The sequence below is a fragment of the Bradyrhizobium yuanmingense genome (genome assembly GCF_025200905.1).
GTDB classification, from domain to species: Bacteria; Pseudomonadota; Alphaproteobacteria; order Rhizobiales; family Xanthobacteraceae; genus Bradyrhizobium; species Bradyrhizobium yuanmingense.
Genome location: NZ_CP104173.1, coordinates 3,759,148 through 3,778,095 on the forward strand (window position 1 = coordinate 3,759,148; position 18,948 = coordinate 3,778,095).

Sequence of the window (18,948 nt, forward strand, 5' to 3'; positions counted from 1 at the left end):
GGATGAGGAGCTACAGCCCATCCGCGAAGTCTACTTCCCTGCCACCTTGCGCAGCGCCTCGTTGATGCGATCCTGCCAGCCGGGACCGCCCTCCTGGAAGAACTCCAGCACGTCCTGGTCGATGCGCAGCGTGACCTGCTCCTTGATGCCGGGCACGGCGTTTTGCTTGGGCGGCGCCGTGGCGACCTTGGCCGTCACCTTCTTGAACGCCGCCTCGGCCTCGGTCCTGGCATCGCCCAGCGTGCGCGGCCGTCTCGGTTGATCCGCCATGTCCTAGATTCCCTCAAACAGAGCCGTCGAAAGATACCGCTCGGAGAAGGACGGCACGATCGCCAGGATGGTCTTTCCGGAAGCTTCCGGCCGCGTGCCGATCTCGAGTGCGGCGGCGATCGCGGCGCCCGAGGAGATGCCGCCCGGAATGCCCTCATGCCGCGCCAGCGCGCGCGAGGTCTCGATCGCCGTGGTCGAGTTGATCTTCACGATCTCATCGATCACGGAGCGGTCGAGGATGTCAGGGACGAAGCCGGCACCAATGCCTTGGATCTTGTGCGGAGTATGCTGTCCCCCCGAGAGCACCGGGCTCTCCTCCGGCTCGACCGCGACCACACGCAAGCCCGGCTTGCGCGGCTTGAGTACCTGGCCGACGCCGGTGATCGTGCCGCCGGTGCCGACGCCGGCCACGAAGAAGTCGATGCTGCCGCCGGTGTCGTTCCAGATCTCCTCCGCGGTGGTGCGGCGGTGCACCTCCGGATTGGCGAGGTTCTTGAACTGCTGCGGCATCACCGAATTCGGCGTCGTCTTCAAGAGCTCCTCGGCGGCCGCGATGGCGCCCTTCATGCCCTGCGCCGCCGGCGTCAGCACCAGCTCCGCGCCGAGAAAGGCCAGCATCTTGCGTCGCTCGATCGACATCGATTCCGGCATCACCAGCTTGAGCCGGTAGCCGCGGGAGGCCGCGACGAAGGCGAGCGCAATGCCGGTATTGCCGGAGGTCGGCTCGATCAGCACGGTGTCCGGCTTGACGATGCCCGCCTTCTCCATCGCGATGATCATGGCCGCGCCGATGCGGTCCTTCACGCTCGCGGCAGGATTGAAATATTCAAGTTTTGCCAAAATGGTCGCGTTCACGTCGTGCATGCCGGCCAGCCGGCGCAAGCGCACGATGGGCGTGTTGCCGAAGGCATCGACGATCGAGTCATAGATCCGGCCACGGCCGGGTTGGTGCGCTGCACCCGTGTTGGACGATACGTCCATGATGAACTCCCTGTGGCGACGATCTGCACGTCTGTCGCGGCCCTGCGCAGTTACGGACAGCTTGCGGCGACACGCAAGCGGCTATGCAGCACATGTTAAATACGCTGCATCGCAAAATCGCGTGAGCTTTAATTAGCAGAAAACCAACGCATTTGTGTTGCGACCTCGTCAACTGATTCTGCTTATGTTAGACTTAGGTCTCAAAGCAGGGAGGTCACCACGATGTCAGCGGTTGCTGAAGTGATGTCGACCGTAGTGCTAAGGCGTGATCCGCGTTGCAGCGAGTTGCCGACCTGTCCCGTCTGCGCCGACTCCATGGTCGCCGCTGAAGCATCTGCCTACGTCTCGGACCACATCATCAGCTACCTCTGGACTTGCGACAATTGCGGCTACGGCTTCGTGACCAAGCATGCCGTGAAGCGGCGGCTCGTGTGCAACTGAGTTTGGACTGTTGAGCTATCGCGGGGCGATATCGCCCCTCGCCCAGTCCGCGCGCGTACGCTGATAGAACTCCTCGAAATTTCCTTGCGCGATCGCGTCCCTGATGCCCTGCATCAGGGACTGGTAGTACGCGACATTGATCTCGGACAGCAGCATCGCGCCCAGCGTCTCGCCGGCCTTGACGAGATGATGCAGATAGGCGCGCGCGCAGTTCCGCGTCGACGGCCATGAGCTCTCTTCATCGAGCGGGCGTGGATCGTCGGCATGGCGCGCGTTGCGCAAATTGACCTGGCCGTAGCGCGTGAAGGCGACGCCGTGCCGGCCGTTGCGGGTCGGCATCACGCAGTCGAACATGTCGATGCCGCGCTTCACCGCCTCGAGGATGTCGTCGGGCGTGCCGACGCCCATCAGATAGCGTGGCCGCTGCTTCGGCAGCAGCGGCGCGGTCTCGTCGATCATCGCCAGCATGACCGCCTGCGGTTCGCCGACGGCGAGCCCGCCGATCGCATAGCCATGGAAGCCGATCCCGACCAGGCCTTGCGCGCTCGCATGGCGCAGCTCGGGCACGTCGCCGCCCTGCACGATGCCGAACAGCATGTAGCCATCCGGGGCGTTCGCGAAGGCGCGCTTGCTTCTCTCCGCCCAGCGCAGCGACAATTGCATCGCGCGCTCGATGTCGGCGCGCTCGGCAGGCAACCGTACGCATTCATCCATCTGCATGGCGATGTCGGAGCCGAGCAAACGCTGCACCTCGATCGACCGCTCCGGCGACAGCTCGACCTTGGCGCCGTCGATGTGCGAGCGGAACGTGACGGCGTGCTCGCTGACCTTGCGCAAATCCGCCAGCGACATCACCTGGAAGCCGCCGGAATCGGTCAACATCGGTCCGTTCCAGCCTGTGAACGTCTGCAGGCCGCCGAGCGCCGCGATCCGCTCGGCGCTTGGACGCAGCATCAGATGGTAGGTGTTGCCGAGCACGATGTCGGCGCCGGCATCGCGCACCTCGCGCCAGTGCATGCCCTTCATGGCACCGGCGGTGCCGACCGGCATGAAGGCCGGGGTCCGCACCACGCCATGCGGGGTGGTCAGGCGCCCGGTGCGCGCGGCCCCGTCGGTGGCGAGCAACTCAAAGTGATTGGGAAGGTCATTGTCGGGATTCATGGCGGTGCTTATTGCGTGTCGGAGCAGGCTGATCAACCCGCCGACCGCGCTCGGGCCGGTTTGTGCATCAGACTGGACACCGACCCACACAAGGATCGTGTGCCCGCGCCCTTGTCAAACGAAACGATACAGTGTAGTTTTGTGCGCGGGGCTGGACGAGATGCCGCGGCGAACTTGCCGGCGGCGGTAGATGCGTGATCGCCAGCCACCGACAATGCCGTACCCTCCGTGTTCGACCGACGCATCCGTCTCCTCGCGTGACCGGATCAGGCAGACTGGCGTCGGGCTGATCGGATCGGTGGTCCTGATCTGCAGCCTGGCGCTCGGCGCCTGCACCGCCCTGCCCCGCACGCCCTACACGGCCGCTGAAGCCAGCGCCTCGCGCGTGCTGGATATCGACGGCCTCCGGCGCTACGCCGACGAGCCGGCCACCAAGTTCAGCTTGGAGAAAGACAACAGCACTGCGACGAGAACCTATCTGGCGCTGTCCGGCGGCGGCGCTGACGGCGCCTATGGCGTCGGCGTGCTCAACGGCTGGACCGCGGCCCGAACCCGCCCCACCTTCTCGGTCGTCTCGGGCGTCAGCACCGGCGGCCTGATTGCGCCGTTCGCGTTTCTCGGACCGCAATATGACGACACGCTGAAGGAGGTCTACACCAGCGGCATCGCGGAGAGCCTCCTGAACGATCCCAGCATCATGCGCGTGCTGTTCGGATCCGGCCTGTTCGGCAACACCAGGCTGCGCGAACTCGTCGCACGCTATGTCGGGCCCGAGATCATGGCGCAGGTCGCGCGCGAGCACGCCAAGGGCCGCAGGCTGCTCGTGGTGACGACCGACCTCGACACGCAGCGCACCGCGATCTGGGACATGGGCAAGATTGCCGCGGTCGGAACGCCCGAGGCGCTCAAGCTGTTTCGCGACGTGATGGCGGCCTCCGCCAGCATTCCCCTGGTGTTTCCGCCCATCATGATCGATGCCGAAGGCGGGGGCCGCAAGTTTCAGGAGATGCATGTCGATGGCGGCGTGACCGCGCCGGTGCTGACCTTGCCCGAAGCTCTGCTGTTCCAGAGTGGCCGTCTGCCCGGCAATGCGAAGGTGGACATCTACATCCTCGTCAACAAGAAGATCGAACGCAACTTCGAGCTCGTCTCCAACGGCACCATCGACGTCGCCTCGCGCAGCCTGTCGGCGATCACCCAATCGCAGACGCGCTCGATCATCTTCTCGACCTACGATTTCGCCAAGCGCAACCGGCTGGGCTTCCATCTCTCCTACATCGCGCGCGACTATCCTGCGCCGCCGTCGGAAGGGTTCGACACAACCTATATGCGGGCGCTCTACCAGTACGGATACGAGAAGGCTGCATCCGGCCAGGCCTGGACCTCGACGCTGCCGTGATCCCTCGTGACGGAACGAGGCAATACCGAAACCGTTGACGATATGGCCAATTCGGCCAGATTCGCGATGACGCCTCCGCTCCTGCGCGATATAGAGCGAATGACCGATATCACGACCGCGCAGGAATCATTGGGCATGGGATTGACTGCGACCAGGACAAGACCGGCAGCGCCACGGCGCGAGGTGCCGAAATCGCGTGGTGGCCGGCCGACGAAGACCGCTGCGATCGAGCGCGATCTGCGGCTGATCGAGGTCGCCACCCGCCTGTTCCTGGACCGCGGCTTCGATGCGACCTCGCTCGATGCGGTCGCGGAAGCTGCGCGGGTCAGCAAGCCCACCGTCTATTCCCGCTATGGCGACAAGCGCGGTCTGTTCGCGGCCGTGCTGAGGCGCGAGATCGAGCGCTGGCTTGCGCCGCTGTCGGCGGCGGCGGAGACGCAGCTCTCCAGCGCCTCGAACATCCCGGTCGAGCAGCGGCTGGTCGAGATCGGACGCGAGATGCTGACCTTCACCTGCGGCCCGGATGCCGTCGCCTTCAGCCGCATGATGACGGCACAGGCCATCAACTTCCCCGACGTCGCCAAGCTCGGCAAGGAGGAAGGCTGGCTGAAGGCCGTCGCCACCACGGCGCGCTTCTTCGACCATCTGGTGGCGCAAGGCGCGCTCGATGTCGACGACACCACCATCGCAGCCGAGGTGTTCCTCGACGTCGTCGTCGGCCACACCCATCGTATGGCGACGTTCGGAACGGCGCTGGAGCTGAAGTCTGCCGAGAAGCGCATGCGCGCGGCGATCAAGCTGTTCCTGGCCGGCGCGCTGGGACCTGCCGACCGCGTCCAGGACACCTCGAAACTCGCGCCACGGCGCCGCTCCTCCCGCTGACAATTCCGTGAGCTTGCGTGCTTTCCCCAGGGGGCGACGATGCGGCGTCATTGACCGAAATAAAACGATACGGTATGGTTTCATTACAGTCGGTTCGGGCCGCTTTTTTCACCAGCCCCAAAGAGGTCCGGACCCGCTTCGATCGCCGCGGCGGGTACAGCCTGCCGCGGCGCTCCGCGGCCGGCCGATGCCCAAGGCCGGCCGCGAATTCTTTACGATCATCCGGCACACTCGCTGGCCGAGGGTTTCGAGCATGACGACTGCCCAACGATGGACCTCGCACCTGCTTGCGATCGCATTGCCCGCGTTGCTCATCGCCGCACCGGCACAGGCTGTCGTGACCGCGAGCACGCCGACCGCGCTTCACAGCGACACAGATGGTGATGCCGAAGCGGACCGCCAAGCAGTCAGCCGCGAAATAGAGCGATTCCGCAGCTCCTCGATCACGATCAGCCAGGCCATGGCGATTGCCGAAGCCCGCCATGCCGGCGCCACCACCGCCGATGTGAGCTTCGATGGCGGCTCGGGCGTGCCGGTCTACCGGGTGAAGACACTGCACAACGACCGGATCTGGCGCCACACCATCAATGCTGCGACCGGCGAACTGGTCGGCGGGGAAGCGGCCCTACCCCTCACCGAGCTCGACCGCGAGGACCGCAGCAACCTCGCAGCGCTGGGTGCGATCAGGCACCGCCTCTCCGATGCCGTACGCGTCGCCGAGCACGCCGCCGCAGGCAAGGCCATCAGCGGCGGGCTGGTCCGCGAGCGCGGCCGGCTGAACTTCTCGATCGTCGTCGTCAGCGGCGACGACCTCAAGGAGGTCACCCTGGAGCCGCCTGGCGCCAAGGGGAAATAGCGGGTGCCAAATAGCGGCAGGCTGCCCCCGGCATCGGCCGGGCCGAAAAGCCATTGACGGCCGCAAGACTCTCCCGCATAAGTCGCCGCCATGTTCACGACTACCAAACGCACGACCAAAACCACCACGGCCGAAGGGGCCCGGGGAGGCGTGCGCGCGTAGGTCGTCGACTTAAACGCATCAGCTCTACGGCAAGCCCCGCCCTCGATGGTCCGGGGCTTTTTTGTTGTCTAAATTCTCAATGCAACGGAGGACAAAGTGAGTAACGATCCCGTCGTCGCGATTGTCGGCGTCACCGGTGCGGTGGGCGCCGAATTCATCGCCACCATGGACAAGCGCGGCTTTCGCGTCGGCAAGCTCAAGGCACTGGCGAGCGCCCGCTCGGCCGGCAAGACGGTGTCGTTCCGCGGGCAGAGCGTGGCCATCGAGGAGTTGACCGAGCGCTCCTTCGACGGCGTCGACATCGCGCTGTTCTCCGCCGGCGGCAGCATCTCCAGGAAGTATGCACCGATCGCGGTGAAGGCCGGCGCCGTCGTGGTCGACAATTCCTCGGCCTTCCGCATGGACCCAAACGTGCCGCTGGTGATCCCCGAGATCAACGCGAGCCGCATCCGCGACCACAAGGGCATCATCGCCAACCCGAACTGCGCCGCGATCACCGCACTGGTGCCGCTGTGGCCGATCCACCAGCAGAACCGCATCAAGCGCGTGATCATCTCGACCTATCAGGCGGCCAGCGGCGCCGGCGCCGCCGCGATGGAGGAGCTCGTCGAATCCACCCGCGCCAACCTCAACGGGCAGGTCTATACGCCGAAGGTGATGCCGCACCCCTACGCCTTCAACCTGTTCAACCACAACACCGCCATCGACCCCGAGACCGGCTACAACGACGAAGAGACCAAGGTCATCAAGGAGACCCGCAAGATCTTCGAGGACGACAGCATCGCCGTCGGCGTCACCTGCGTGCGCGTGCCGGTGCTGCGCGCCCATTGCGAAGCCATCACCTTCGAATGCGAGAAGCCGATCAGCGAGGACCAGGTCCATGCCATCATGGCGCGGGCGCCCGGCGTCAAGGTGGTCGACGACCGCGCCAAGAACTACTTCCCGATGCCGATCGACGCCTCGGGCCAGGACGACGTCCTGGTCGGTCGCATCCGCAAGGATCTCAGCGATCCCACCGGCCATTCGATCTCGATGTTCGTGGCGGCCGACCAGCTGCTCAAGGGCGCGGCGCTCAATGCGGTGCAGATCGCCGAGCTGTTACCGCAGAAGGTGATGGCGTAACGGGAGGTGCGTAGGGTGGGTTAGCCTAGCGGATGCGCGAAGCGCGGCCGCTGGGCGTAACCCACCTCTTTCATATCCGCGGAAACAGAAGCGGTGGATTACGCCTGACGGCTAATCCACCCTACCGCTCGGCCCGAAGCAGCAAACACGCATCGCCATACGAATAGAACCGGTATCCGCTCGCGATCGCGTGCGCATAGGCCTGCTTCATCGTCTCCAGCCCCGAAAATGCCGACACCAGCATGAACAGCGTCGACTTCGGCAAATGGAAATTCGTCATCAGAATATCGACTGCGCGGAAGCGATAGCCGGGCGTGATGAAGATCGACGTCTCGGCGGCGAATGGCTGGATTGTGCCGTCCTCGCGCGCTGCGCTTTCGAGCAGCCGCAATGACGTGGTGCCGGCGGCAACGATACGGCCGCCGGTCTCCCGCGCGGCGTTGAGCCGCTGCGCCGTTGCGGCCGAGATCGTGCCCCACTCGGCGTGCATCTTGTGGGCTTCGGTGTCGTCGACCTTCACCGGCAGGAACGTCCCTGCCCCGACATGCAGCGTCACGCGGTTGAGGCCGACGCCGCGGTCGCGCAGCGCCTGCTCCAGCGCGGGCGTGAAATGCAGCCCCGCGGTCGGCGCTGCAACTGCGCCTTCATTCGCCGCGAACATGGTCTGGTAGTCAGCGAGGTCCTGATCGTCTGGCGTGCGCTTGGAGGCGATATAGGGCGGCAGCGGCGGGCTGCCGAGATCGGCGATGGCCTGGTCCAGCGCCGGGCCGTGGAACGAGAACGCCAGCGTCACCTCGCCCTCGGTGCCCTTGGCCTCGACCTCGGCGTCGAGATGACCGAGCAGGCAGACCTTGCCTTCGTTGCCGAAGCGGATGCGGTCGCCGGGGGCGAGCTTCTTGGCCGGCTTCACCAGCGCCTGCCAGCGCGAGCCGTCGAGGCGCTTGATCAGCGTCGCCTCGATCTTCGGCTCGGTGTCGCGGCCGATGCGGCGGCCCTTCAATTGCGCCGCAATCACCTTGGTGTCGTTGACGACGAGCTGGTCGCCGGGCCTCAGCCATTGCGGCAGGTCGGAAATGATCTGATCGCGCAGCGCGCCATTCTCGACGACCAGCATCCTCGCGGAATCGCGCGGGCTCGCCGGGCGCAGCGCGATGCGCTCGGGCGGCAGATCGAAATCGAAGAGATCGGTGCGCATGAGCAGGCTTGGCGCGACACAGCCAGACCCTCATGGTGAGGAGGCGCTTAGCGCCGTCTCGAACCATGAAGGCCGGGTTGCAGCAGTGGGGCCTTCATCCTTCGAGACGCGCGTTCCGCGCTCCTCAGGATGAGGATCGAGTGACTATTCCTTGTCTGCGGCCATCCGCGCCTTGACGATCTTGTCGGGGTTCTGCACCGGCTCGCCGCGCTTGATCTTGTCGACGTTCTCCATGCCCTCGGTGACCTTGCCCCACACCGTGTACTGGTTGTCGAGGAAGCGGGCGTCGTCGAAGCAGATGAAGAACTGGCTGTCGCCGGAATCGGGATTGGCGGCGCGGGCCATCGAGGCGGTGCCGCGCACATGCGGCTCCTTGTTGAACTCGGCCTTCAGCTTCTTGCCGGAGCCGCCGGTGCCGGTGCCGTGCGGGCAGCCGGTCTGCGCCATGAAGCCCTCGATCACGCGGTGAAACACGATGCCGTCGTAGAAGCCCTCACGGACCAGCTCCTTGATACGCGCGACATGGCCGGGCGCGAGGTCGGGGCGCATCTCGATGGTGACGGGGCCCTGCGTGGTCTCGAGGATCAGGGTGTTTTCGGTGACGCTCATGCTCGTCTCTCTTGCGTTGGGGGTGAAGTCTTGTCGGGTGACGTCTTGCGGCTGCGGAACTGGATCGCGAATGGACGTCCCGCGGCGGCGCCGGCCATTGCATCGGTAAATGGCACCGGCGTGCAGCGTTGCAACGCCTCCATCACCGCGATCCGGTATTGCAGCCGGTCGTTGTCAGAGGCCTCCGCGGATTCATAGGTAATCCTCGGATGGCCCAGAATGTTTCCGGCCCGGTTAAAGCTCACCAGGACGGTGATGTCGAGTGGGCGGGCCCTCGCCGGCGACGGCGGTCTCCAGCAGGTGCGCAGGTGCCGGAAGATGTCCTGGATCGTGTCGACCTGGGCGGCCTCCACGGCCGCACGGGAGGTGGCGAGCAACAGCACCGCGGCAATCAGCAGGAGCCTGCCACCGCGGCGCGCCATGGCCGCGCCTATTTGATGTCTGAGGCGACCTGCACCTTCACCATCTTGTCGGGATCGGTGACGGAGCCGCCGGGCGAGCCGGGGGGCGCCTTCTTCAGCTTGTCGACGACGTCCATGCCCTGCACCACCTCGCCGATCACGGTGTACTGGCCGTCGAGGCTGCCGCCGTCGGCGAACATGATGAAGAACTGCGAGTTGGCGCTGTCGACGCTGTCGCCGCGCCGGGCCATGCCGACGATGCCGCGGGCAAAATGCACCTTGGAGAATTCCTGCTTCAGGTTCGGGTATTTCGAGCCGCCGGTGCCGTTGCCGTTCTGGCCGTCGCCGGTCTGCGCCATGAAGCCGTCCATGACGCGGTGGAACGGCACGTTGTTGTAGAAGCCTTCGCGCGCCAGCTGCTTGATGCGTTCGGCATGCTGGGGCGCGATGTCGGTCCTGAGCTTGATGACGATGCGGCCCTTGGTGCTGTCGATGACGATGGCGTTGGCCTTGTCGAGATTTGCCGGCAATTGCTGCGCCACCGCCGGCGCCGCGAACAGAAGCGCGGCAAGAACTGCGAGAATTCGGATCATGACAACTCCGGATCAGAGAGAAGAGGAAGCGCGCCGTTTTCAGGCGAATTTGGCCTTGAGCTGTGCCGCGACCTGCGGCGGGACGAAGGCCGAGACGTCCCCGCCCATGCCGGCGATCTGGCGCACCAAAGTGGCGGTGATCGGGCGGACCATGGGAGAGGCCGGCAGGAAGACCGTATGCACCTCCGGCGCCATGGCCTCGTTCATGCCGGCGAGCTGCATCTCGTAATCGAGGTCGGTGCCGTCGCGCAGGCCCCGGATCATGATGGTCGCGCCGTGCTTGCGCGCCGCGGTCACCGACAGATCGTCGAACGTCGTCGCCTCCAGCACGCAGCCGGCCTGCGCCGCAATCGGACCGCAGACCTCCTCGAGCATCTTGAGGCGCTCCTCGGTCGAGAACAGCGGCTTCTTGCCGGGATGCACCCCGATCGCGACCACGAGCCTGTCGCACAAGGAAACGCTGTGCCGGACCACGTCCAGATGGCCGTTGGTGATGGGGTCGAAGGAACCTGGGTAGAAGGCGATGCGCGGCATGGCCCCGTCCTACCGCGCCCCGCCCGGGCCGGCAAGCCGGGCAGGTTCCTAGCCCGTTTCCGGTCCAGCCCCTCCGAAAATGTCCCGTTGGGCGTCAGCGGCAGCCGGTTTGTTTCGTCCTCGGGCGGCCACGAAACAAAACGGAGCGCGAACGAAACCATTTCCCACATCGGCGAAGACGTCCGGAAACTGGCCATGATTACTAATCCGGCCAACGAATGACGGGCCGCGTACTGGGCGTAGGCGGCCGCATCACAGGGGACTGTCATGATCAAGACCATTTCAGCGATCGCTCTGTCTGCGTGTGTTGCCGCGGCCCTCACCCTCCTGCCCGGCTTTGCCCCGAAGGTCGAAGCCAGCGTGCCGCAGCCGCTGGCCAAGAGCGACCGGCTCGACATCCGCAGCATCGGCCGTGACTGCTCGCAGCAGGCCTGGCCGAACTTCGAAGCGTCCTGCCTGCGTAGCGCCGGCACCAAGGCCAACGTCCGCGAGGCCCGCCTCGTGACCGCCAACCGCACGCCGTAATCGGATCTGTCAGGTTCGTGTCGGGCGGGTCCCTCAAGACCCCAGGAATTTCTGTGACGTCTCGTCGCAGACTACGCGACGCTCGCGCCCGTCGGAATGGCCCGACGGGCGCGATCTCGTTCAGGGGGCACTATCGGCTGCGAGGAACGGCGGGTGGATGAGTCCCGATTCGCCAGCCTCTATTCCCCGTTCGCTCCATTCCCGTTCTCGGCCTCTTCCGTGATGTGCTCGACTGACACCACGTGCTCGTCCTCGGCGGTGTCGAACACGATCACGCCTTGCGTCGAGCGGCCGGCGATGCGGATGCCTTCGACCGGGCAGCGGATCAGCTGGCCCTTGTCGGTGACCAGCATGATTTGATCCGCCTCCTCCACGGGGAACGAGGCGACGAGATTGCCGTTGCGGTGGTTGACGCTCATAGCGACGATGCCTTTGCCGCCGCGGCCGGTGGTGCGGTACTCGTAGGACGAGGTCCGCTTGCCGTAGCCGTTGACGGAGACGGTCAGCACGACCTGCTCCTGCGCCGACATCTCGACATAGCGCTCCTGCGGGAGCTGGAAGCTGCCCGAGGTCTCCTCGGCCTCGGCATCGGCCGGCGCCTCGTCTGCGGCGGCTTCGCCCGCGACCGCGCGGCGCATCTTCAAATAGGCCGAGCGCTCGTCCGAGGTGGTGTCGACGTGGCGCAGGATCGCCAGCGAAATCACCTTGTCGCCTTCGCCGAGCGCAATGCCGCGCACGCCCATCGAGGTGCGCCCGGTGAATACGCGCACATCGGTGACGGGGAAGCGGATGCACTGGCCGCCCGCAGCGGTCAGCAGCACGTCGTCGCGCTCGGTGCAGATCTGCACGTCGACGATCGCCTCGTTGTCGTCGAGCTTCATGGCGATGATGCCGGAGCGGCGGACGTCAACGAAGTCGGACAGCTTGTTGCGCCGGACGTTGCCGCCCGTGGTCGCGAACATCACGTCGAGCTGGCCCCAGGTCGATTCATCCTCCGGCAGCGGCATGATGGTGGTGATGCGCTCGCCCTGCTCCAGCGGCAGGATGTTGATCATGGCCTTGCCGCGCGCGTTCGGCGCGGCCATCGGCAGCCGCCAGACCTTTTCCTTGTAGACCTGGCCGCGCGAGGAGAAGAACAGCACCGGAGTATGGGTCGAGGCGACAAAGAGCCGGCTGACGAAGTCCTCGTCGCGGGTCTGCATGCCGGAGCGGCCCTTGCCGCCGCGGCGCTGCGCCCGGTAGGCCGACAGCGGCACGCGCTTGACGTAGCCGGCGTGCGAGACCGTGACGACCATGTCCTCGCGCTGGATCAGGTCCTCGTCCTCGACCTCGCCCTCCTGCTCCATGATCACGGTGCGGCGGGGCGTGGCGAACTCGGCCTTCACCTCGGCAAGCTCGGTCTTGATGATGTCCAGGATGCGCGCGCGTGAGCGCAGGATCGCGAGATAGTCGCCGATCTCCCCGGCGAGCTTCGACAGCTCGCCGCCAATCTCGTCGCGGCCGAGCGCGGTGAGACGTGCGAGACGCAATTCGAGGATCGCCCTCGCCTGCTCCAGCGAGAGGCGGATCGTGCCGTCCTCGTTGATCCGGTGACGCGGGTCATCGATCAGCGTGATGATGTCCTCGACGTCGCGCGCGGGCCAATCGCGCGTCATCAGGGTGTCACGGGCCGCCGCCGGTGTCGGCGAGGTGCGGATCACCTTGATGATCTCGTCGATGTTGGCGACCGCGATGGCGAGGCCGACCTGCTCATGGGCGCGCTCACGCGCCTTGCGCAGCTTGTACTTGGTGCGCCGGGTAACGACCTGCTCGCGGAAGCCGACGAAGATCGTCAACATATCCTTCAAGTTCATCGTCTGCGGACGCCCGGAATCGAGCGCAACCGCGTTGACGCCGAAGCTCGTCTGCAGCGGGGTGAACTTGTAGAGCTGGTTCAGTACCACGTCGGGCACGGCGTCGCGCTTGAGCTCGACGACGACGCGATAGCCCTCGCGGTCGGACTCGTCGCGCAGGTCGGAGATGCCCTCGATCTTCTTTTCCTTGTAGAGCTCGGCGATGCGCTCGACCATTGTCGCCTTGTTCACCTGATACGGAATCTCGGTGATGACGATCGCCTCTCGATCCTTGCGAATGGTCTCGAACGTGACCTTGCCGCGCATCACGATGGAGCCACGGCCGAGATGGTAGGCGCTGCGGATGCCCTGGCGTCCAAGGATGATGCCGCCAGTCGGGAAATCCGGGCCGGGAATGATGTTGATGAGCTCGTCGATGGTCAGCGAGGGATTGTCGATCAGCGCAATACAGGCGTCGATCACCTCGCCGAGATTGTGCGGCGGGATGTTAGTCGCCATGCCGACGGCAATGCCGCCCGCGCCGTTGACCAGCAGGTTCGGGAACCGCGCCGGCAGGACCACCGGCTCCTTCTCGGAACCGTCGTAATTGTCCTGGAAGTCGACGGTGTCGCTGTCGATGTCCTCGAGCAGCTTCAGCGCGATCTTGGTCAGGCGGGACTCGGTGTAGCGCATGGCCGCCGCCGGGTCGCCGTCGACCGAGCCGAAATTGCCCTGCCCGTCCACCAGCAACTCGCGCATCGAGAAGTCCTGCGCCATGCGCACCAGCGCGTCGTAGATCGCCTGGTCGCCATGAGGGTGGTATTTACCCATGACGTCACCGACGATACCGGCGGACTTCTTGTGCTTCTTGTCGGGCGTGAAGCCCTGCTCGTTCATCGAGAACAGGATGCGCCGATGCACCGGCTTCAGGCCGTCGCGCGCATCGGGCAGCGCGCGCGACACGATCACGCTCATGGCGTAATCGAGGTAGGACTTCTTCATCTCGTCGAGGATGGAGACGGGGCGAATGTCCGAGGGTTGCGCCGGCTGGTCGCCGGGCTTGTTATCGTCGTCAGCCAAGGGGAAATCCGGTGAGGTTTTATCTGGGAATCATATAGCGCATCACACCCCTGATAACCACCCTTGCCGAGCTTTGGGGAAGCGCTTTTTCCCACTGTTTTTCCAGAGACTTACGCCCTTCGCGCCACGGCCGCGGACGGGGCCGGAACGGACTGGGCGGAACCGGCTCTCACGCCCCGAAAGTCACCCGGTGCATGATGCGCCCAGGCACCAGCGTGAACAGTCCTGCCACCACCAGGGCGCCGAAGAAGATCAAGATCATCATCCGCCGGTGGTCGGCGACGCGATGGGTGCGCGCACGCCATACCGCCAGCGGCAGCACCGCCAGGGTGAAGATCGACAAGAAATGGATCGGGCTGAACGGCCCGACCAGACGGATCTCGTGGATCCAGAACGACGAGGCGGCCACGAACACCATCAGGACCACCCAGATCCAGCCGATAGTCCGGTGCGGCAGCGTGCCCTTGGGGGCGGAGAACTGGAAGAGGCCAAGCACAAGGGCGGCCATTGCGGCAAAGGCATGCAGCGGGACCACCGGCGCGGCCTCAAGCAGCGGCGCAAGGCTCATGCAGGGCTTCCTCGTGTCCGGCGGAGACTGATGTGAGTATGATTAACATGAAAGTTAATATCATTCACATCACATCTCGCCGAAGACTTGAGGCGCACATAAGCTTAGGCCGGAAAAACCGTCGACCAAAGAACTGTATTTATGTAGCAGGAACTCTCGGAAGCCCGCCCGAAAAGCACTGACCAATCATCCCGCCGATACCTGACCGATCGTCTCCGAGAGCGGCAAAGTGACCAACGTCCTTTTCGTCTGCAGCGCCAATCGCCTCCGCAGCCCTACCGCCGAGCAGGTGTTTTCGACCTGGCCCGGGATCGAGACCGACTCGGCCGGCATTTCGAACGGCGCGGACGTCTTGCTGTCCGCCGAGCAGATTGAATGGGCCGACGTCATCTTCGTCATGGAAAAGACCCACCGGACCAAGCTGAACCGGAAATTCCGCTCCAGCTTGTACAACAAACGGGTCATCTGTCTCGATATTCCGGACGACTATGAATTCATGGATCCTGTCCTGGTGCGGATCCTTGAAAACCGAGTTGGCCGTTATCTGCGCCGAGACTAGCCGCCTCTTCCGAAGTCCTAGAACGGGATATCGTCGTCCATGTCGCTGTTGCGGCCGCCGCCGGCGGCAACGGGACGGCGCGGCGCGCTGCTGACGGGTCCGGAGGAGCCGAAGTCGCCGCCCGGCTCGTCGCCGAAGCTGCCACCTCCGCCGCCGCCACCGCGGCCGTCCAGCATCGTCAGCGTTGAGTTGAAGCCCTGCAGCACGACCTCGGTCGAGTATTTCTCGACGCCGCTCTGGTCGGTGTACTTGCGGGTCTGGAGCGCGCCTTCGATGTAAACCTTTGCGCCCTTCTTCAGATACTGTTCGACGATCTTGCAAAGCGGCTCAGAGAAGATCACGACGCGATGCCACTCGGTCTTCTCCTTGCGCTCGCCGGTGTTCTTGTCGCGCCAGGTCTCCGAGGTCGCGATGCTCAAATTCGCGATCGGCCGCCCGTCCTGGGTGCGGCGGATTTCGGGATCCTTGCCGAGATTTCCAACCAGAATGACCTTGTTGACGCTTCCCGCCATCGCCGCTCTCCACTCCGAATGCCACTGAATTTCAAAAGGGCGAATCCGCTGCCCGCGTTCCTCTGCGCCCGCTAGGGCGACCCTATACGCTTGCGGACACCGATCAGCCTGCCACCCCCAAGGTTATCCCCACATATAGCATCGCGCGCACGTTTGTTCCAGATTTGTTCTTCATCATGGGCGGGCAGACATTTTCCCGCGTGCCGCGAAAAACGTCAGCCCCGAATGGAACCTTTTCGAGTTCCCTTGAATAGGAAAAAACTCTTAACATTCATCAAGATGGAACCTGTCAATAGTCTGGCGAGTGTGGCTTTCCGGAGACGGACTCTGCCCTTTCCTTAGGCTACCTTTGCCTTGGAATTGATTCATATGGGTGTCGCGTCTGATCAGCCGCTTCAGGGACTTTCATGAAGCGGACGAAACTTGGGGAGACTGCAATGAATAAGATTCTTTTCGGCGTAATCAGTGCAATGGCATTGGGGCTGTCGGCTCCGGCAAGCGCGGCGGATATGGCTGCGCGTCCCTACACCAAGGCTCCGGCCCCGGCGGTCGCCGCGGTTTACGACTGGAGCGGCTTCTACATCGGCGTCAACGGCGGCGGCGGCACGAGCCGCAAGTGCTGGGACTTCGTGACCCCGGTCACGGGCGTTCTGGTGGCTGAAGGCTGTCACGATGCGACCGGCGGCACGGTCGGTGGTCAGATCGGCTACCGCTGGCAGTCGGCCAATTGGGTGTTCGGCCTCGAGGGCCAGGGCAACTGGGCTGACTTCTCGGGGGACAACGTCAGCCTCCTCTTCCCTGGAAGCGCTTTGGTCACCGGTGATCGTAACCGCTCTCACATCGATGCTTTTGGCCTGATCACGGGCCAGGTCGGTTATGCCTGGAACAACGTGCTGCTCTATGTGAAGGGCGGCGCCGCCGTAGTCGGGGACAAGTACGACGTCTATGCCGCGCCTGGCACGCCTGGCGCCGGCACGCTGCTGGCGTCGGCTCGCGAGACCCGCTGGGGCGGCACCGTTGGCGCCGGCCTGGAATTCGGATTTGCTCCGAACTGGACGCTCGGCGTCGAGTACAACCACATCTTCCTCGGCGACCGTACGATCGCCTTCACGACGCCTGCGGGCGTTGCCTTCGGGAGCGATCGCATCAGTCAGGACGTCGACATGGGTCTAGTCCGCCTGAATTATCGCTTCGGCGGCCCGTTGGTCGCGAGGTACTGATATCCCACCTATCGTGAGCGAAACGAAGGGCCGGCCCCAGCGCCGGCCCTTCTTTTTTCGGCACATGCCTGGACGTAAATAAGTCAGCAACCATCACCTTTTCCGCTGTTGTGGCTTTTCGGAGACACAACTTGCGGCTTTGGTGGTGTAAAGACGGCGTCAGTTGGGCCGTTTGAGTCCGCTGCCCTTCCGCCACGGAAGGCAACAACAGAAACTGGGACTGGGATTAAGTTGAAAATGAAGAAGGTTTTGTTGGCTTCGGCCTGTGTATTCGCCCTTGCGGCCCCCGCTTCGGCTGCTGATCTGGCAGCCCGCCCCTACACCAAGGCCCCCGCGCCTGTGGCCTCGGTCTACAACTGGACCGGCTTTTACCTGGGTATCGTCGGTGGCGGCGCCTGGGAAAACAGCTCCGATGATCCGCGCATGCAGGGCGGTTTCGTCGGCGGCACCGTTGGCTACAACTGGCAGACCTCCAACGTCGTGTTCGGCATCGAAGCTGATGGCGCGTGGGCTGACGTAAACGCCTCGGCGACCGGTCTTGTTGATTTTGGTGGCGCCCTCGTTCCCACGACGGTCAGTTCGCGTATCGACGCGCTCGGCACCGTGCGTGGTCGCATCGGCTGGCTCGCTTCCCCGAGCGTCCTGCTGTACGCCACGGGTGGTTACGCCTGGATCAACAACAAGATCAGCGTCAGCGCGCCCCCTGTTCTGAGCCTCTCGGAGAGCCAGTTCCATTCGGGCTGGACGGTCGGCGCGGGCGTCGAGGCGATGTTTGCTCCGAACTGGTCGGTCAAGGGCGAGTACCTCTATCGCAGCCTGGGCGGCGAGACCTACTTCTCGGGCGTCTTCCCGGTCAACACCGGCACTCTCGACCTCCACACCGTGCAGGTCGGCGTGAACTACCACTTCGGCGGCCCGGTCGTCGCCAAGTACTGAGCTTCGTCTCTGACGCATCATCGTCACGAAAGGCCGGCCTCGCGCCGGCCTTTTTGTTTGTTGCGGCCGCCCGTTCGCTCGCGTTTTCGGAGGGATGTGACCTCTAGGTGACACAACCTTTGGCTTCAATGGTGTAAAGCAATGACGTTGCTTGGGTCATAAGTCCGCTGCTCTTCCGCTCTCCGGAAGACCGGAATGAGAAATGGAAGTGGGGAATGGATATGAAGAAGCTTTTGCTGGCTTCGGCCAGCTTGTTCGCACTCAGCGCGTTGGCACCGGCCTCGGCGGCCGATTTGGCGGCCCGCCCCTACGCCAAGGCACCGGTGGCGCCGATCGCGGCGTACAACTGGAGCGGTTTCTACCTCGGCGCCAACGCCGGCGGTGGCTGGAGCCGCAACTGTTGGGATCTCACCAGTGTCGGCCCCTTCGTGGTCTCTCCGGCGGTGGCCGAAGGTTGTCACAATGCGACCGGCGCACTCGTCGGCGGCCAGATCGGTTATCGCTGGCAGTCCGCCAACTGGGTATTCGGTCTCGAAGCCCAGGGCGACTGGGCTGACCTGAAGGGTTCGAACATCAGCTCGCCTGCCGCGCTCGCGCCGCTGGTGAACGAGACCAGGATCGACGCCATTGGCCTCTTCACTGGCCAGGTCGGTTATGCCTGGAACAACGTGCTTTGGTACGTGAAGGGCGGCGCTGCCGTCACTCACAACAAGTACACTGGTAGTTTTGGCGGCGTTACGCTCGACACCGCGAACGAAACGCGCTGGGGCGGTACCGTCGGCACCGGCATAGAATTCGGCTTCGCTCCGAACTGGTCGGTCGGTGTCGAATACAACCACCTGTTTATGGGCAGGCACAACGAGACCTTCACCTTCCTCGGCGTGACCACTCGCACCGATAGCATCAAGCAGGACGTGGACATGGCTACCGTTCGACTCAACTACACCTTCGGTGGCCCGGTGGTCGCGAAGTACTGATCACGATCGACGTCACATCGTCACGAAAGGCCGGCCTCGCGCCGGCCTTTTTGTTTTGGCTGGGTGCTCCGCGAGCGGTTCCGCGCGTTCCTGCTGCCAGATCCCGCCAGCACGCCAACAATCCGTTGACGAT

The 18,948-nt window shown here is 64.4% G+C and carries 21 protein-coding genes; 10 read left to right on the forward strand and 11 right to left on the reverse strand.

The genetic code is table 11. From position 1 onward, the window contains the following. Positions 1-30 precede the first annotated feature (30 nt). A complete protein-coding gene (locus N2605_RS17640; protein ID WP_036012607.1) occupies positions 31-270 on the reverse strand; it encodes a BrnA antitoxin family protein in 240 nt (79 codons plus the stop codon). A gap of 3 nt (positions 271-273) precedes the next feature. Beyond that, positions 274-1,251, reverse strand: coding sequence for a cysteine synthase A (cysK, locus tag N2605_RS17645; RefSeq protein WP_260347336.1), 978 nt, complete (start codon positions 1,249-1,251; stop codon positions 274-276). A 222-nt stretch (positions 1,252-1,473) separates the two neighbouring features. Between cysK and N2605_RS17650 the strand changes: the two genes are divergently transcribed. Continuing rightward, the gene (locus N2605_RS17650; protein ID WP_036012613.1) at positions 1,474-1,692 is read left to right on the forward strand and encodes a hypothetical protein; all 219 of its coding nucleotides are present in this window, start codon (positions 1,474-1,476) and stop codon (positions 1,690-1,692) included. 15 nt (positions 1,693-1,707) lie between these two features. On the opposite strand, the gene tgt is transcribed toward N2605_RS17650, so the two are convergent. After that, positions 1,708-2,853 (reverse strand): tRNA guanosine(34) transglycosylase Tgt, encoded by a 1,146-nt coding sequence (gene tgt / locus N2605_RS17655; protein ID WP_036012616.1) that lies wholly within the window; start codon positions 2,851-2,853, stop codon positions 1,708-1,710. Between the two features lie 214 nt (positions 2,854-3,067). Here tgt and N2605_RS17660 point away from each other — a divergent pair, with 214 nt between their 5' ends. From N2605_RS17660 to N2605_RS17675, 4 genes are all read left to right on the forward strand, one after another. Continuing rightward, positions 3,068-4,252 (forward strand): patatin-like phospholipase family protein, encoded by a 1,185-nt coding sequence (locus N2605_RS17660; RefSeq protein ID WP_225147084.1) that lies wholly within the window; start codon positions 3,068-3,070, stop codon positions 4,250-4,252. Positions 4,253-4,387: 135 nt separating this feature from the next. Continuing rightward, complete coding sequence (locus N2605_RS17665) at positions 4,388-5,134, forward strand: TetR/AcrR family transcriptional regulator (RefSeq protein WP_260347454.1); 747 nt, start codon at positions 4,388-4,390, stop codon at positions 5,132-5,134. A gap of 253 nt (positions 5,135-5,387) precedes the next feature. Beyond that, positions 5,388-5,990: a PepSY domain-containing protein gene (locus tag N2605_RS17670; protein ID WP_260347455.1), complete on the forward strand. Its 603-nt coding sequence runs from the start codon at positions 5,388-5,390 to the stop codon at positions 5,988-5,990. Between the two features lie 258 nt (positions 5,991-6,248). Then, positions 6,249-7,274 (forward strand): aspartate-semialdehyde dehydrogenase, encoded by a 1,026-nt coding sequence (locus N2605_RS17675; RefSeq protein ID WP_057029255.1) that lies wholly within the window; start codon positions 6,249-6,251, stop codon positions 7,272-7,274. A 121-nt stretch (positions 7,275-7,395) separates the two neighbouring features. On the opposite strand, the gene queA is transcribed toward N2605_RS17675, so the two are convergent. From queA to coaD, 5 genes are all read right to left on the reverse strand, one after another. Further along, the gene (gene queA / locus N2605_RS17680; protein ID WP_260347337.1) at positions 7,396-8,469 is read right to left on the reverse strand and encodes a tRNA preQ1(34) S-adenosylmethionine ribosyltransferase-isomerase QueA; all 1,074 of its coding nucleotides are present in this window, start codon (positions 8,467-8,469) and stop codon (positions 7,396-7,398) included. Positions 8,470-8,613: 144 nt separating this feature from the next. Next, positions 8,614-9,078, reverse strand: coding sequence for a peptidylprolyl isomerase (locus N2605_RS17685; protein WP_018642141.1), 465 nt, complete (start codon positions 9,076-9,078; stop codon positions 8,614-8,616). Beyond that, the gene (locus tag N2605_RS17690) at positions 9,075-9,500 is read right to left on the reverse strand and encodes a hypothetical protein (RefSeq protein ID WP_260347338.1); all 426 of its coding nucleotides are present in this window, start codon (positions 9,498-9,500) and stop codon (positions 9,075-9,077) included. Before N2605_RS17690 ends, N2605_RS17685 begins: the two co-directional genes overlap by 4 nt. Before the next feature lie 8 nt (positions 9,501-9,508). Beyond that, positions 9,509-10,072, reverse strand: coding sequence for a peptidylprolyl isomerase (locus tag N2605_RS17695; protein ID WP_036012644.1), 564 nt, complete (start codon positions 10,070-10,072; stop codon positions 9,509-9,511). A gap of 39 nt (positions 10,073-10,111) precedes the next feature. Continuing rightward, positions 10,112-10,606, reverse strand: coding sequence for a pantetheine-phosphate adenylyltransferase (gene coaD, locus N2605_RS17700; protein ID WP_036012646.1), 495 nt, complete (start codon positions 10,604-10,606; stop codon positions 10,112-10,114). A gap of 267 nt (positions 10,607-10,873) precedes the next feature. On the opposite strand from coaD, the gene N2605_RS17705 reads away from it, so the two are divergent. After that, positions 10,874-11,131 carry a hypothetical protein gene (locus tag N2605_RS17705; protein WP_036012649.1) on the forward strand — a complete coding sequence of 86 codons (258 nt, stop codon included), beginning with the start codon at positions 10,874-10,876 and terminating at the stop codon, positions 11,129-11,131. 179 nt (positions 11,132-11,310) lie between these two features. Here N2605_RS17705 and gyrA read toward each other — a convergent pair whose 3' ends face one another. After that, positions 11,311-14,043 carry a DNA gyrase subunit A gene (gyrA, locus tag N2605_RS17710; protein ID WP_225112462.1) on the reverse strand — a complete coding sequence of 911 codons (2,733 nt, stop codon included), beginning with the start codon at positions 14,041-14,043 and terminating at the stop codon, positions 11,311-11,313. Positions 14,044-14,212: 169 nt separating this feature from the next. Next, positions 14,213-14,611 (reverse strand): DUF2306 domain-containing protein, encoded by a 399-nt coding sequence (locus N2605_RS17715; RefSeq protein ID WP_036028159.1) that lies wholly within the window; start codon positions 14,609-14,611, stop codon positions 14,213-14,215. A 229-nt stretch (positions 14,612-14,840) separates the two neighbouring features. Here N2605_RS17715 and N2605_RS17720 point away from each other — a divergent pair, with 229 nt between their 5' ends. Then, a complete protein-coding gene (locus N2605_RS17720; RefSeq protein WP_036012656.1) occupies positions 14,841-15,170 on the forward strand; it encodes a low molecular weight protein tyrosine phosphatase family protein in 330 nt (109 codons plus the stop codon). 17 nt (positions 15,171-15,187) lie between these two features. On the opposite strand, the gene N2605_RS17725 is transcribed toward N2605_RS17720, so the two are convergent. Then, positions 15,188-15,682: a single-stranded DNA-binding protein gene (locus N2605_RS17725; protein ID WP_025036423.1), complete on the reverse strand. Its 495-nt coding sequence runs from the start codon at positions 15,680-15,682 to the stop codon at positions 15,188-15,190. A gap of 437 nt (positions 15,683-16,119) precedes the next feature. On the opposite strand from N2605_RS17725, the gene N2605_RS17730 reads away from it, so the two are divergent. The 3 genes from N2605_RS17730 to N2605_RS17740 all read left to right on the forward strand — a co-directional run bounded on the left by N2605_RS17730 (position 16,120) and on the right by N2605_RS17740 (position 18,815). Next, positions 16,120-16,902: an outer membrane protein gene (locus tag N2605_RS17730; protein ID WP_036028162.1), complete on the forward strand. Its 783-nt coding sequence runs from the start codon at positions 16,120-16,122 to the stop codon at positions 16,900-16,902. Between the two features lie 237 nt (positions 16,903-17,139). After that, positions 17,140-17,838, forward strand: coding sequence for an outer membrane protein (locus N2605_RS17735; protein ID WP_036012666.1), 699 nt, complete (start codon positions 17,140-17,142; stop codon positions 17,836-17,838). A gap of 221 nt (positions 17,839-18,059) precedes the next feature. Beyond that, the gene (locus N2605_RS17740) at positions 18,060-18,815 is read left to right on the forward strand and encodes an outer membrane protein (protein WP_260347456.1); all 756 of its coding nucleotides are present in this window, start codon (positions 18,060-18,062) and stop codon (positions 18,813-18,815) included. The last annotated feature ends 133 nt before the right edge of the window (positions 18,816-18,948 follow it).

Excerpts from the sequence above, each read along its gene's own strand:
- N2605_RS17695 (WP_036012644.1), bottom strand. The coding sequence starts at position 10,072 with ATGATCCGAATTCTCGCAGTTCTTGCCGCGCTTCTGTTCGCGGCGCCG.
- tgt (WP_036012616.1), bottom strand. The coding sequence starts at position 2,853 with ATGAATCCCGACAATGACCTTCCCAATCACTTTGAGTTGCTCGCCACC.
- N2605_RS17725 (WP_025036423.1), bottom strand. The coding sequence starts at position 15,682 with ATGGCGGGAAGCGTCAACAAGGTCATTCTGGTTGGAAATCTCGGCAAG.
- cysK (WP_260347336.1), bottom strand. The coding sequence starts at position 1,251 with ATGGACGTATCGTCCAACACGGGTGCAGCGCACCAACCCGGCCGTGGC.
- N2605_RS17665 (WP_260347454.1), top strand. The coding sequence starts at position 4,388 with ATGGGATTGACTGCGACCAGGACAAGACCGGCAGCGCCACGGCGCGAG.
- N2605_RS17690 (WP_260347338.1), bottom strand. The coding sequence starts at position 9,500 with ATGGCGCGCCGCGGTGGCAGGCTCCTGCTGATTGCCGCGGTGCTGTTG.
- N2605_RS17740 (WP_260347456.1), top strand. The coding sequence starts at position 18,060 with ATGAAGAAGCTTTTGCTGGCTTCGGCCAGCTTGTTCGCACTCAGCGCG.
- N2605_RS17660 (WP_225147084.1), top strand. The coding sequence starts at position 3,068 with ATGCCGTACCCTCCGTGTTCGACCGACGCATCCGTCTCCTCGCGTGAC.
- N2605_RS17715 (WP_036028159.1), bottom strand. The coding sequence starts at position 14,611 with ATGAGCCTTGCGCCGCTGCTTGAGGCCGCGCCGGTGGTCCCGCTGCAT.
- N2605_RS17735 (WP_036012666.1), top strand. The coding sequence starts at position 17,140 with ATGAAGAAGGTTTTGTTGGCTTCGGCCTGTGTATTCGCCCTTGCGGCC.
- N2605_RS17670 (WP_260347455.1), top strand. The coding sequence starts at position 5,388 with ATGACGACTGCCCAACGATGGACCTCGCACCTGCTTGCGATCGCATTG.
- N2605_RS17650 (WP_036012613.1), top strand. The coding sequence starts at position 1,474 with ATGTCAGCGGTTGCTGAAGTGATGTCGACCGTAGTGCTAAGGCGTGAT.
- N2605_RS17730 (WP_036028162.1), top strand. The coding sequence starts at position 16,120 with ATGAATAAGATTCTTTTCGGCGTAATCAGTGCAATGGCATTGGGGCTG.
- coaD (WP_036012646.1), bottom strand. The coding sequence starts at position 10,606 with ATGCCGCGCATCGCCTTCTACCCAGGTTCCTTCGACCCCATCACCAAC.
- N2605_RS17685 (WP_018642141.1), bottom strand. The coding sequence starts at position 9,078 with ATGAGCGTCACCGAAAACACCCTGATCCTCGAGACCACGCAGGGCCCC.
- N2605_RS17705 (WP_036012649.1), top strand. The coding sequence starts at position 10,874 with ATGATCAAGACCATTTCAGCGATCGCTCTGTCTGCGTGTGTTGCCGCG.
- N2605_RS17640 (WP_036012607.1), bottom strand. The coding sequence starts at position 270 with ATGGCGGATCAACCGAGACGGCCGCGCACGCTGGGCGATGCCAGGACC.
- queA (WP_260347337.1), bottom strand. The coding sequence starts at position 8,469 with ATGCGCACCGATCTCTTCGATTTCGATCTGCCGCCCGAGCGCATCGCG.